The organism is Agrobacterium sp. DE0009 (assembly GCF_007680755.1).
GTDB lineage: Bacteria > Pseudomonadota > Alphaproteobacteria > Rhizobiales > Rhizobiaceae > Agrobacterium > Agrobacterium tumefaciens_B.
Genome location: NZ_VEIU01000004.1, coordinates 1 through 12,334 on the forward strand (window position 1 = coordinate 1; position 12,334 = coordinate 12,334).

The 12,334-nt window shown below is 56.8% G+C and carries 8 protein-coding genes, 1 tRNA gene and 1 pseudogene; 5 read left to right on the forward strand and 5 right to left on the reverse strand.

Annotated elements, in window-relative coordinates; all coding sequences use genetic code 11:
* Nucleotides 1-77, forward strand: a tRNA-Met gene (locus FS804_RS15535).
* 333 nt (nucleotides 78-410) lie between these two features.
* On the opposite strand, the pseudogene FS804_RS15540 reads toward FS804_RS15535, so the two are convergent.
* A pseudogene (locus tag FS804_RS15540) lies at nucleotides 411-707 on the reverse strand (IS3 family transposase); the annotation flags it as partial.
* Nucleotides 708-1,253: 546 nt separating this feature from the next.
* Here FS804_RS15540 and FS804_RS15545 point away from each other — a divergent pair.
* Nucleotides 1,254-2,939 (forward strand): FAD/NAD(P)-binding protein, encoded by a 1,686-nt coding sequence (locus tag FS804_RS15545; protein WP_144577556.1) that lies wholly within the window; start codon nucleotides 1,254-1,256, stop codon nucleotides 2,937-2,939.
* A gap of 20 nt (nucleotides 2,940-2,959) precedes the next feature.
* The gene (locus tag FS804_RS15550; RefSeq protein ID WP_144577558.1) at nucleotides 2,960-3,736 is read left to right on the forward strand and encodes an MOSC domain-containing protein; all 777 of its coding nucleotides are present in this window, start codon (nucleotides 2,960-2,962) and stop codon (nucleotides 3,734-3,736) included.
* A gap of 400 nt (nucleotides 3,737-4,136) precedes the next feature.
* Here FS804_RS15550 and cydB read toward each other — a convergent pair whose 3' ends face one another.
* From cydB to FS804_RS15565, 3 genes are all read right to left on the reverse strand, one after another.
* Nucleotides 4,137-5,141 carry a cytochrome d ubiquinol oxidase subunit II gene (cydB, locus tag FS804_RS15555; RefSeq protein WP_144577560.1) on the reverse strand — a complete coding sequence of 335 codons (1,005 nt, stop codon included), beginning with the start codon at nucleotides 5,139-5,141 and terminating at the stop codon, nucleotides 4,137-4,139.
* Complete coding sequence (locus FS804_RS15560; protein WP_144577563.1) at nucleotides 5,131-6,555, reverse strand: cytochrome ubiquinol oxidase subunit I; 1,425 nt, start codon at nucleotides 6,553-6,555, stop codon at nucleotides 5,131-5,133. The genes cydB and FS804_RS15560 overlap by 11 nt, the downstream gene beginning before the upstream one ends.
* Before the next feature lie 487 nt (nucleotides 6,556-7,042).
* Nucleotides 7,043-7,948 (reverse strand): class I SAM-dependent methyltransferase, encoded by a 906-nt coding sequence (locus FS804_RS15565; protein WP_144577565.1) that lies wholly within the window; start codon nucleotides 7,946-7,948, stop codon nucleotides 7,043-7,045.
* Nucleotides 7,949-8,262: 314 nt separating this feature from the next.
* On the opposite strand from FS804_RS15565, the gene gmd reads away from it, so the two are divergent.
* Together gmd and FS804_RS15575 are read left to right on the forward strand one after the other, a co-directional pair.
* Nucleotides 8,263-9,333, forward strand: a complete 1,071-nt coding sequence (gmd, locus tag FS804_RS15570) for a GDP-mannose 4,6-dehydratase (RefSeq protein ID WP_144577567.1) — start codon at nucleotides 8,263-8,265, stop codon at nucleotides 9,331-9,333.
* On the forward strand, nucleotides 9,317-10,309 hold the full coding sequence (locus FS804_RS15575) for a GDP-L-fucose synthase (protein ID WP_186376823.1): 993 nt from the start codon (nucleotides 9,317-9,319) through the stop codon (nucleotides 10,307-10,309). The genes gmd and FS804_RS15575 overlap by 17 nt, the downstream gene beginning before the upstream one ends.
* A 762-nt stretch (nucleotides 10,310-11,071) precedes the next feature.
* Here the strand turns inward: FS804_RS15575 and FS804_RS15585 are convergent.
* The gene (locus tag FS804_RS15585; protein WP_144577569.1) at nucleotides 11,072-12,331 is read right to left on the reverse strand and encodes a polysaccharide biosynthesis/export family protein; all 1,260 of its coding nucleotides are present in this window, start codon (nucleotides 12,329-12,331) and stop codon (nucleotides 11,072-11,074) included.
* Between the last annotated feature and the right edge of the window lie 3 nt (nucleotides 12,332-12,334).

The following is a 12,334-nucleotide window of genomic DNA, read 5'->3' on the forward strand; positions in this document are numbered from 1 at the left end:
CGCGGGGTGGAGCAGCCCGGTAGCTCGTCAGGCTCATAACCTGAAGGCCGCAGGTTCAAATCCTGCCCCCGCAACCAGTTCAAAATATTTAGACAAGATATGGCGCCCTTCTTGGGGCGTTTCTGTGTTCGGGCGCGAAACGGGGCACGAGGACCACCTTTCGATCGGCCATCGGGAGTATAATGTGGCCAATTCCTTGGCTCGCAACTCGGCCATAGCATACGTGACCGGGCCATATGAAACCTTGTAGAAATCGGTAGCGACCCATGCGCTCGCGATGCGCCGTCTGCGTCAAGCCGCGTCGTCATTACGCTATCTAGGTGAGTTCGAGGCCGCTGGCACCATCGAAGGGGCTTCTTTGGGGTAGGGGTTGAACAGCACGTGGTTTGCCGGAGGCCGTTGGTTTTTGGTTATGCAGCCATGGCTGTTTCGTCCAGCATGGCGTAGTAGCGTTCTTCAGCCTCAGCTGGCGGTATGTTTCCGGTGGGCTCCAGAAGTTGTCGGTGGTTGAGCCAGTCGACGTATTCCAGGGTGGCGAACTCAACCGCTTCGAAGCTGCCCATGGTCCACGCCCATGGATCACTTCAGCCTTGTGGAGGCCGTTGATCGTTTCGGCGGGGGCATTGTCATAACTGTCGCCGACACTTTCGACATAAGGCGCCAGCTTCTGCCAGCTGCTCGGAGTACCGGAAGGACAGATATCGGGAGGAGATTATCGCTTCAATGGGCGGTCGAGCCTCCTCTTACCCGACAGGCGAATGCTTGCATTCGCCTGTCGGGGCCATCGCGAGATAAGCAGACGCTTTGCCCAAATCTCATTGGCCTGCAGAACCTCGCGATTATCCCGCTACAGAGCCATCATCTTCTCGGCCACTTCGCGTTTTCATGAACCGGCATCCACACATGAACCGCTGCGGCAAAGCCGGCGCGGTTCAAACTCATCGATCGCCCCATTTGCGTCGCAGAAATTCGACTTGCTCAAAGCATATGTCGTCGTAGCACCCTGATGACATCGAAATTGTGTGGGATTCGGAGAATGGTCCCAGGCTGGGCCGGCGATGAAATCCAGCGACACCACTTCATGGGACACGATCCCTTGAGATCAGAGGGAGCGCTAACAACCTGCCTGCACTCGACCCTCGATGCAAGTCTCAGATATCCCTCCAATTGAAACTTCGCCTGTGCTGGAACAGTCTCGGCGGCGCGCCGTTATAGAAGCGTGCCGCGAAGGGTGGCATTGGAGTAAGCCGCATATGGGAAGTCGAATTTGTATTATCGGGTCCGGCCCGACGGGGATATTTACCCTTCAGCATTTAATCCGTTCTGCTATTCCACTGGCGATCACAATTTACGAAGCCGAAATGTTGGCTGGGAAGGGAACGCCTTATCTTCCTGGCGCCAACGACCCGGTGATGCTTTCAAATATTCCGAGCATCGAAATACCTCCGCTCAGCACGTCACTGGTGGACTGGCTCTCTAGCCAAGACGACAAATACCTGGATCGCTTCGCGATCGTGCGGGATGCCATCAACGCGCGTGAATTTTATCCGAGGCTCGTTCTGGGGGATTATTTTCACGGCCAGTTCAACGCCATCGTCGAAGATGGGGTTAGGAATGGCCATCAGATCGACATTCGCCCCAATCATCGCGTCATCGATATATCCCTCGGCGTCGAGGATATCCGAGTGAGCGTTGCGGGGGCGGAGGCCAAGTTTGACGCCTACTTTGACCATGTCGTCATGGCCACAGGCCATAACTGGCCCGAGAAAACAGAGGTGCAGCCTGGCTACTTTTCGTCGCCATGGCCTGCGGCCGCCCTCAAGAGTTCTTGCCATGGCAGGCTTGGCGTGCTTGGCACGTCGCTCAGCGGTATCGACGCACTTTTAACAGTTGCGGTATCGTGTGGCTCATTTTTCTATGACGACGCTGGCATCATGCAGTTTCAGGCATCCACCGGCAATGAGAACTTTTCAGCCGTGATGATGTCGCGCAAGGGCCTTCTGCCGGAGGCAGATTTCTACTGCCCGTTACCTTACGAAACGCCGAAGGTTTGCACGCAGGAGGCCGTTGACTCAGAGATTCAAAATGGAACGGTTGGACTTCTCGACCGCGTATTCGACCTGTTCCGGCAAGAGATCGCGACCGCCGATCCTCAATACGCGTCAGAAATTGGCCTCAGCGGCTTGACGGCCGACACCTTTGCCGACGCGTACTATTCACGCCGATCAGGCGTGGACCCCTTTGTCTGGGCCGCAGCGAACCTCGCAGAAGTCGAGCAAAATGAGCAGAGACGACACACGGTGCCGTGGCGTTATGCGATACTGATCACCCATGAAATCGTGGCTCGAGCAGTTCCTCACCTCGACACGGTCGATCTCGCGCGGTTCAACAAGTCGTTCAAGAGCATTTTCATCGATGAATATGCCACCGTCCCGCATCTGTCGATCAAGCGTCTGCTTGCACTTCGCAACGCCGGCAGGCTGAACATCATTCGGCTTGGAGACGATTACGAGATCGACACCGACGGCCTTGCTCGGGGCGCAAGAGTGAGGGGAAAAGACTTGGAAGAGACATTTGACAGTTTCATAGATGCAACCGGCCAGACGGCGTTGTCGGCTCACGATCTTCCTTTCCCTTCATTGGTGAGAAACGCTGCGATCAAACCGGCAAAAACACCTGAAACGAACACTGGACTCTTCAGCGATACATTAAGCCTCAACTCCAAAAGGACCGGGGGAATAGAAGTGGATGAATGTTATCGCCCGAAAGACGTCGGCGTTTATTCGAACCGGCTTTATTGCGTCGCCATTCCTTTCCTTCTGCATAAACACCCCTTTGTTCAAGGCATTACCAGCGCTGCTGACTTAGGCAGAACGGCAGCAGAGGCTATTTTAGATGACATAAACAGCGGAACGGCCGACATGCTGTTAACGGCCTGAAATCGCGGACAAGACAGAGCATGAACCCAAATGTTCCATCAAGACAGTCGATAGGGAAAGTCGCTGAAATCTGGCGCTTCCCCGTAAGTTCGCTGCAGGGAGAGCGCTGCGATCACGTGGAGATCGGACTGCATGGAATCGATGGAGACCGTCGTTTTGGCCTGTTCGACGCGACGAGCGGCGAGGTTGCTGCGCCGGAACAAGAGGCCAGGTGGAGGCCTGCGCTATTTCTGCGCAGTGCAGTCGATGGACACGGTGTCTGGGTCGAGTTTCCTAGTGGAGAGCGCCTGTACCTGGAAGATCCAAAGTTGCGGCCTGAGCTTGAAGAATATTTCGGATTTGACGTGGGAATCGGATGTTACATGCACGACGATCCACTCGCACCCTCACTTCCGACCATCAAGAACCGATATTCCGTGTCGCCCCTTCACTTGGTTACGTCGTCTTCGCTGGAGGGCCTTCAGCAGATGGCACCAGACACCACGGTGGATCGTCTGCGTTTTCGGGCTAATGTCCTGCTCGAGAGGGAAGATATGGCGGAATTTCCAGAGCATAGCTGGATAGGTCACATCATCAGCATCGGCGGCCTTGATCTGAAAGTCACCGAGGCGACAAAACGTTGCGGCATGACTTTGGCTGCACAACCTGGGCTTCCGGAGCAGCCGGAGGTTCTTAGAACCATCGTGAGAAAAACTGGCCGTAAATTTGGTATCTATTGTGATCCTCTCAAAACGGGATACGTCGAGACTGGTGCGCTTGCAAAGCTGATGGGCACCGAGATATCGGGCTCAGATTAAGAGCCTTGTAGCATCTAGAGTCACAGTGAACGGTGTACTGCCAAAAGCAGCCTCCGGGCATCGCGGCGAAGGTTCGCAGAACCATGCTTTCCAGCTTCTAAACAGCTTCCCAGCCCGTCAAATTTGCGCGCCGGAATTTTGGCGCTGCCCGCTCCGCTTGCGACGGCGGCGGACGGAGCAAAACTCGATGCGGCAAGGGTAGCCTTAAGACCGGAGTCCAGCATCCCCACTCCACGGCTTGAAATTTTACGAGCGTCAGGCCGCACGCTTTGGCCGCAATGAACCCTTAGGGCGTCCTAAAGCAGCGCGCCGCGGATCACCAGACCCACGGCCGCAACGGTTGCGACGCCCGCCATCCAGAGCACTACGAACCAAAACACCTTTCTGAAGCCGTCCCTCATCAGTGGTAGCCCTCCTCAGGATCGACCTTTCCGCGGAATACCCAGTAAGCATAGGCCGTGTATGCGAGGATCATCGGCACGAGAACAACTGTTCCGACAAGCAGGAATTTGAGCGAGCTTTCAGGCGCTGCGGCCTCCCTGATCGTGAGGACGCCGGGTACCATGTAGGGGTAGAAGCTGACACCAAGCCCCGCGAAGGTCAGGACGAATATGCCAAGCGCCGAGAGAAATGGCTGCAGATGCCTGCCGTGATTGAGGCCGTGCCAGAGCGCAAGGGCACAGGCAGCTAGGAGCAGCGGTACGAAAGACGAGAAGAAGGCGGTCGGCCAGCCGAACCAGCGCTCGAAGTAGATCTCGTTGATAAACGGCGTCCAAAGCGACACGGCGCCAATCAGCGCCAGAAGCACGAGGCTCAGGGGGCGGGCGAGCTTAGCCGAGCGAATTTGGATGTCGCCGGTAGTCTTGAGGTTGAGCCATGTTGCCCCGAGCAACGCGTAGCCCACGAGAACGGCGATGCCTGTCAGGATCGAGAAGGGCGTAAGCCAGTCCCACCAGCCCCCGGCATACTGCCTTCCCTCGACAGCGATACCTTGCACAAGCGCGCCAAGCGAAATTCCCTGCATGATGGCAGCGAGCGAGGAGCCGATCCAGAATCCGAAGTCCCAAAGGTGGGACTCATGGTGCGTGCGCCAGCGGAATTCGAAGGCAACGCCGCGGAAGATCAGGCTCACCAGCATGAGGATAATCGGCATGTATAGCGCCGGCATGATAATCGCATAGGCAAGCGGGAAGACGGCCATGAGCCCGCCGCCTCCGAGCACGAGCCATGTCTCGTTGCCATCCCAGACGGGCGCGATCGAATTGGTCATGACGTCGCGGTCGCGTCGATTTCGGAAGAATGGGAAGACAATGCCGATCCCGAGATCGAAGCCGTCGAGAACCACATAGGCAAGGACCGCAAATGCGATGATACCTGCCCAAATGAAGGAAAGATCAATGTGCATGTCGGTCTCCAATCCGATGACCCTGTGCAACACCCGGCGTAATGCCCGCCGTCCGGATCGGACCGGCATCCAGCTCCTGATCTGTGTCCAGCGGCGTTGGCGGCCGTCGCATGAGCTTCAGCAGATAATAGACGCCGACGCCGAAGACCACGAAGTAGACAGCGATGAAAATGAGCAAGGAGGTCCCAACTGCGGGAGCTGAAATCGGCGACAGGCTTTGCGCGGTTCGCAGCTGACCATAGACCGTCCAGGGCTGACGGCCGACCTCGGTCGTGTACCATCCTGCAAGCACAGCCACGAAGCCGGATCCTCCCATGGCCACCGCGACGCGGTGCAGCAAGGGCGTGTCGTACAGCTTCCCCTTCCAGCGCGCCCAAAGGGACCAGAGCCCGACGCCAAGCATCAGGAAGCCGAGGCCGACCATGATTCGAAAGGTGATGAAGGGCATAAGCGCCGGCGGACGCTGGTCGCGGGGCCACTCCTTTAGTCCCTTGATTTCGCCGTTCAGCTTATGGGTCAAGATCAGCGAGCCAAGCTTTGGAACCTCGACGGCATAGCGGGTTCTTTCCGCCGCGTCATCGGGAATACCAAACAGAACGAGTGGGGCGCCGTTTTTGTGCGTCTCGTAATGTCCTTCCATCGCAGCGATCTTCGCAGGCTGGTGTTCGAGCGTGTTCAAGCCATGCAAGTCCCCGGCGACGATCTGGATCGGTGTGACGATCGCCGCCATCCACATGGCCATTGAGAACATTATCCGCGCCTGACGGTTCGTCCGGTCCTTCAGCAGGTGCCACGCGCCGACGGCGCCAACGGCAAAGGCGGTCGTCAGGAATGCCGCCATGACGGTATGGGTCATCCTGTAAGGGAACGAAGGGTTGAAGATGATCTGCCACCAATCTTCCGGCACGAAGACGCCGTTGGCGTCGATGCTGAAGCCGGCCGGCGTATGCATCCAGCTATTAGCCGCCGTAATCCAGGTCGCAGAAATCAGCGTGCCGATCGCCACCATGGCAACCGCCACCATGTGGGCTCTTTCACCGACCCTCTTTCGGCCGAAGAGTGCGATGCCAAGGAAGCCTGCTTCCAGGAAGAATGCCGTCAGGACCTCGTATCCCATGAGCGGGCCGATGACTGGCCCAGCCTTGTCCGAGAAGGCCGACCAGTTGGTGCCGAACTGATAGCTCATGACGATCCCGGACACGACGCCCATCGCGAAAGTCACCGCAAAAATGGTCTTCCAATATTCAAAGAGCTTGAGATAGGCCTCATCACGCTTCCATAGCCAGAGCGCGTTCAGGACGGCGAGGTAGCTGGCCGTCCCGATCGAAAAAGCGGGGAAAAGAAAGTGAAACGAGACGGTAAACGCGAACTGTAGCCGCGCTAGCATTTCGGCCTCGAGACCAAGGAAGGTCATGACGACTCCATTGTTGAAGACCCTCGAACTTCATTCCGGCATCGAGGTTCCAGCTGAGGTGTCGATTGCTTCTGCAAACGACATGATCCGCCATGCTAAGCGAGCGTGATTTGTGGCCAAGCCTTCCCGGCGTCGCGCGTCGAATTGCCACGTCGCAGCTCCATCGAACCCAAAGCCACAGCTCTGTCTCGCCGTTTTGCAGGAGGTGGGATCCGTGGTCAGACGTGGAATGAGGCTATCGCAGAACTATTTGTTTTTCGGTAGGCGCCAGTCTGAGCGTATGCAATGGCTCACGGCGCTCGCGTCAGCTCTATGGTCTAAGAAGGCGTGCAATAGTGCCTCTTGCCCGTTCGGCAAAATCAGCTTTTAGCTCAGGATGTGGATCGAGGCGAGCTGGGCAATCCTCGATATCCCACATTGCGCGTAGAGGCACGGCCGGATCGGTCATGAATCGCGTCCTTGACCCCAGCTTGCTTTTTGATAGCCCTTACTCTTGCTGCCGTCGCGCATTGGAAAGGTCCGCTAGACCTTTAAGGCGCATTGGCCATGATACAGGGAGCCTGGCGTGACGGGCGGCATCCGCATCGCGAACACTGCGCTGGCGGTTCGAGGTTGTGTGGCCATGGTTGATCTTCCATGCCTCGGGGTCATCGTTTGCCAGATCGATCGTTGATTTTGCGGGCTCGGCGATCAGTGCGACGTTGGGGCTGAGCGCGCGTGGAACGAAGGAGAAGGGCAGGCTGTGGATCTCTCGCAAGGGCGCGTTGACGCGGATTAGCTGCGCCAGACACCGCCAGTCGAAGCCCTGGTGTGACGAATGGTGCGGGGGCACTCGATCAAGTCGATATAGGCCTGCCCAAAACGTTTCTTTGAGGTTGCCCGATTGGCGATCGTAGCCCATGAGGGCCGAGCCCCAGTTTTTGATCCATACGGCCGGCCCGACTTCGACCGGCACCGTGACGAGGAAAATACGGGGACGAACGATTGTGCAGACATGCTCGATGACGCGGACCGTGCGGTTGAGGTGGATATGCTCAAGCGTTTCGAGAGCGATGACAATGTCGGCCTCGATCGTTTCGTAAAGGCTCTCATCGGTAGCGTCGCCGACGATGAAGCGGCAGTTTTCGTATTTGCTGTAGCGATTGCGCGCGGCCTGAATAAAGATTGGATCGTAGTCGATACCGACATAATCGATGTCAAATTTTTCCAGAATATGCCCGACCGCAGTTTCAGGACCACAGCCAATATCCAGTATTCTGACCTTGCGGTTGCCGACGTCCTTCTGCACGGATTGCAGAACCTCAAGCAGCTTTCGATAGCGGCCCGCATGCAGAAAGCGCGTCACCCAGTTGAAGTTCTGCACTTTCTCGTAAGTGGTCGCGAACGTACCCATCCAATCCGTCTCCATGAACCGTAGATGATGTCGTCTCGCGATCGCTGCTATTGTAGCGATCGTGCGCGACCCGGCGTTGTATTTCGAAGTCTGGCACGGCCTGCGCGACCTGCAACTCGGCCAAAAGGCTTAAGTCGGAAGCGAGGATAGCCATCCTGCCTCCTCTTAAAGGCAGATGTGGACATGGTGGATCGTGAATAGGGCAGTTCTGACCGGACGTCCTCTCCCTTTTGGTATGCTGCCGACGAACAGGGCCTCGTTATATTTTTTATGGGGGCGCCATCCGGGGCCGGAACCGCTGGGAGATGTGGTGGATGGTTGACAAGAGAGCCTTGATTATTGGCGTGACGGGGCAGGACGGCGCTTATCTCAGTGAATTGTTGCTTGCCAAGGGATATATCGTGCACGGCCTGAAAAGGCGGTCATCCTCATTCAATACAGGCCGGATCGATCATCTTTATCAAGATCCCTTCGAGGAAAACCTTCGCTTTCGGCTGCACTTCGGTGACCTGACGGATGCCACAAACCTGTGCCGCGTCATCCAGGAGGTCCAGCCCGACGAGATCTACAATCTTGGCGCCCAGAGCCACGTCCAGGTCAGCTTCGAGACGCCGGAATACACGGCAAACGCAGACGCCCTTGGCACGCTCAGGCTGCTGGAAGCCATGCGCATCTTGAACCTTGGCGACCGCTGCCGGTTTTATCAGGCGTCCACATCGGAACTGTTCGGAGGGATGGGCACCGTTGCCCAGCACGAGGGAACGCCGTTCTATCCAAGAAGCCCCTATGCTGCGGCGAAGCTCTACGCCTACTGGATGACTGTCAACTACCGGGAAAGTTACGGCTTTCACGCATCCAACGGCATCCTTTTCAACCATGAGAGCCCCATTCGCGGGGAGACTTTCGTCACGCGGAAAATTACCCGCGGTGTCGCGGCTATCGAACGCGGCCTCATGAGCAAGCTGCGCCTTGGCAATCTGGACGCCAAGAGGGACTGGGGGCATGCGCGGGATTATGTCGAAGGCATGTGGCGCATCGTGCAGCAGGAAATGCCGGAGGATTATGTGCTTGCGACCGGCGAGGCGCATACGGTGCGGGAGTTCGTTGAGCTTGCTTTCGGGGTGGTTGGTAAAACCATCGAGTGGCACGGTGATGGCAGCGATGAAGTGGGGTACGATGCCAAAACCGGCGATACGATCATCGAAATCGATCCCAGATATTTTCGCCCGGCGGAAGTGGATTTTCTTCTCGGCGACCCCAGCAAGGCGCGCAGGAAACTCGACTGGAGCCACACGACCTCCTTTTGCGACCTCGTTCAGGAAATGGTCGAAGCGGATCTGCGCCTCGTGATGTTGGAAGAGGGAAGAAATGAATTCGTCGCATGAATCGCAAGGAATTCCGTTCAGCTTGAATGGCAAGCGCGTCTGGGTTGCCGGCCATACGGGAATGGTCGGCTCGGCACTTGTGCGACGGCTGCAGCGCGAGAATTGCGAAATCCTCAAAGTCTCTCGCAAAGAACTTGATCTGACCCGACAGTACGAGACGGAGCGGTGGATGGCCGACGCAAGACCTGAGGTCATTTTTGTCGCTGCCGCCAAGGTCGGAGGTATCGCAGCCAATGCCGCCCATCCGGCAGACTTTCTTTACACCAACACCCTCATATCGATGAATATCATGAAAACGGCCGCCGATATTGGTGTCGAAAAGCTTCTCTGGATGGGCTCAAGCTGCATCTATCCGAAATTCGCGGTGCAGCCGATCAAGGAAAGCGCCCTTCTGACAGGTCCGCTGGAGCCGACCAACGAGGCTTACGCGATTGCGAAGATCGCGGCGCTCAAGCTTTCCCAGTTCTATGCCAGCCAGTACGGCCTGAATTGCGTCTCCGTCATGCCGACCAATATTTATGGGCAGAACGACAATTTCGATCCGCAAAGCTCACACGTCATCCCTGCGATGATCAGGAGAATGCACGAAGCGAAAATCAGCGGTCAGAACGGGATCGTTCTCTGGGGCACGGGTAGTCCTCTGCGCGAATTTCTTCACGTCGACGATCTGGCGGATGCTTGCTGTTTTCTCATGAAATCACCGGCCCGTTTTCCGCTGATCAATATCGGCTCGGGGCGGGAGATATCCATCCGCGATCTCGCGCATCTGATTGCAGATATTGTCGGCTACGACGGGCAGATCGTGTTTGACACCAGCAAACCGGATGGAGCCCCCAGAAAGCTGCTCGACTGCTCGCTGCTCAACGCACTTGGCTGGCACTCGACGGTCGAGCTTAGAGATGGCATCCGGGATTTGTATGAGTGGTGGCGACAACCGAAGTCGCTGCAACCGGACGTGTTGCGACAAGCCATTTAACGTGCCCAAAAGCCGGACGACGATCGTTCCGTGCTCCATAAGCGGTGACCGATCTCCGTCTCCAGTCCAGCTGGGGTGATATTCCTGCAAATTTCAATCTGAACACGTCGACATAATAAGATTTGCGCGGCGCTAGCGACGGTGTCCAAAACGTAAAATAGGCTCGCCCGACCGAACGAGCGAGCCCCTCCCAGTGACCAGTTTTTCCCGGTTACCAGGGACCCGCCAAAGTATCAGGGGGCGACGGGTTACTCTTACAAACCGCTTTTATCGTTTCGGATCAATCTGGCTATAAGCGGTAGGATGAACCCTATCCATCTGATTTTTAGTAACTTTTCGCCTTCTGGTTGCCGAGGGCAGGACAAAGCTTCAGACTTTGGGAGACGTTACCCGGCCGATTGGTTCTCCGTCGTTTAAATTGAGCCAGTCTCGGACGTCGGTCGCTGTGATCCAGATCTGTCCATCGAAAGCAAACATTCCCTTCTCGATCTTGCATGCCGCAATTGTTGCAAAAACGTCGACGAATTGCGCCAGACGTTGCACATCGCACTGCGGGGGAGACTGGATATCATTAAGGGCATCTTGCGTCACATGGATGGGCCGCAGCCCTCTTGCGCCGTTTACAATGATAACGGCACGCCGCCTGACCATATGATAACCACCGGAACGAGCGCGGATTCCATCTCCGTCTCCCTGCTACTTTGGCCAATCGGTTCCCCGCTCCGAAGGACGTCGCGAGCCTGCCCGGCGACACGCGTGTCTCTAGTTGACGCTTCCTGTGACGATGGGCTCCGAAACCGGGTCTCCGCGTGATACCGACAGGCGGACGCGAACGACGTCTCCCGCTCGGACCTGAGTATGCTCGTCCGCAGCTATTTCGCGATAAGTGCCGGCAACCTGACGAACGATGAAGAAATTGGTTTGGATCATGTCCTCGAGGCTGGAAACCCGCCGCGCAGTCGAGCTGATCTCCGCCATGGATTGAAGGCTGAAGGCCAGTTTCTTTTTCAGGCGCATGATGTCCAGGGAAGTCTCCCGCAATTCGGTCGCGGCGTCATTATGCCTTTTGCTCTTCAACTCCAGGATACGCCGCTCTACCTCGCTCTTGTTTTGTTGCGCACGCGCCAGGAACGACGTGGATTCCAGCACCTGCTGGTTCATGGACAGCAGTTCGCGTTTGCGCTCTCTCAGGGCGGCTTCGGAGGCTGCGCCGCGCGTGACAAGTTCCTTTGAGGCGTTCACGTCCATGTCAAGCAGTTCAAGTTGCTGGCTGCGCATGACGTTGCTTTTCTGAAGCGTGTCGATTTCCTGAATGAAGTTCTGCCGCTGGACCTCGAGGTTGGTCTTTTCGTCCTGCTGCGCCGAGAGGCGAAGGCGGAAGAGGCTTTTTTCAGAGTCCACGATCTTCTCCAGTGCGGCGCGATCCCGAACAAGCCCGATTTCATCGCCCTTATATTCGAATTCCGTGTCGTTAAGCTCCGCTTCCAGCCGAACGCGCCGGATATCCTGCGACAGTAATTGCATCGACATGTCTTCATATTCCTGCTGGGCGGCAATCAACTGTATGCCCGAGGTATCCCTCTGTGCGTTCGACTCGCGCAATCCCCCGCCCAGCGCGAAGAGTTCAAGCACGATCATGCCGGGACGGTATTCATATTTTCCCGGTTTCTGGACGTCGCCAACAACGAAGATCGGGGCATATTCCTTGACCGCAACGGCAACGGAGCGGTTTGCCACATGGCTTGCCAGCTCGCGGCTGATCCGCACCCCGATTTCGTTCACCGTCTGGTCGACAACGTTGACGTTGCCAAGAAGCGGATAACCGATCGTTCCATCCGCACTGACAGGGAAGAGGCCGGTCAGGCCATCGTCACCATAGACTGAGATCGTCAAGACGTCGCCGGCAGCGACCTTGTAGTCCGTTCCCTCTGCAGCGGCCGGCAACTTGCAAACGGCGAGAGACAGAAAAGTGGTGCAGGCGATCAGCAGTGAAAAGGCTTTGGACTTTTTCGCGGCGCGCATGTT

Bases quoted from the DNA above. Each gene is read 5' to 3' on its own strand.
- FS804_RS15545 (WP_144577556.1), top strand. From the start codon at position 1,254: ATGGGAAGTCGAATTTGTATTATCGGGTCCGGCCCGACGGGGATATTT.
- FS804_RS15565 (WP_144577565.1), bottom strand. From the start codon at position 7,948: ATGGGTACGTTCGCGACCACTTACGAGAAAGTGCAGAACTTCAACTGG.
- FS804_RS15575 (WP_186376823.1), top strand. From the start codon at position 9,317: ATGAATTCGTCGCATGAATCGCAAGGAATTCCGTTCAGCTTGAATGGC.
- gmd (WP_144577567.1), top strand. From the start codon at position 8,263: ATGGTTGACAAGAGAGCCTTGATTATTGGCGTGACGGGGCAGGACGGC.
- FS804_RS15550 (WP_144577558.1), top strand. From the start codon at position 2,960: ATGAACCCAAATGTTCCATCAAGACAGTCGATAGGGAAAGTCGCTGAA.
- FS804_RS15585 (WP_144577569.1), bottom strand. From the start codon at position 12,331: ATGCGCGCCGCGAAAAAGTCCAAAGCCTTTTCACTGCTGATCGCCTGC.
- FS804_RS15560 (WP_144577563.1), bottom strand. From the start codon at position 6,555: ATGACCTTCCTTGGTCTCGAGGCCGAAATGCTAGCGCGGCTACAGTTC.
- cydB (WP_144577560.1), bottom strand. From the start codon at position 5,141: ATGCACATTGATCTTTCCTTCATTTGGGCAGGTATCATCGCATTTGCG.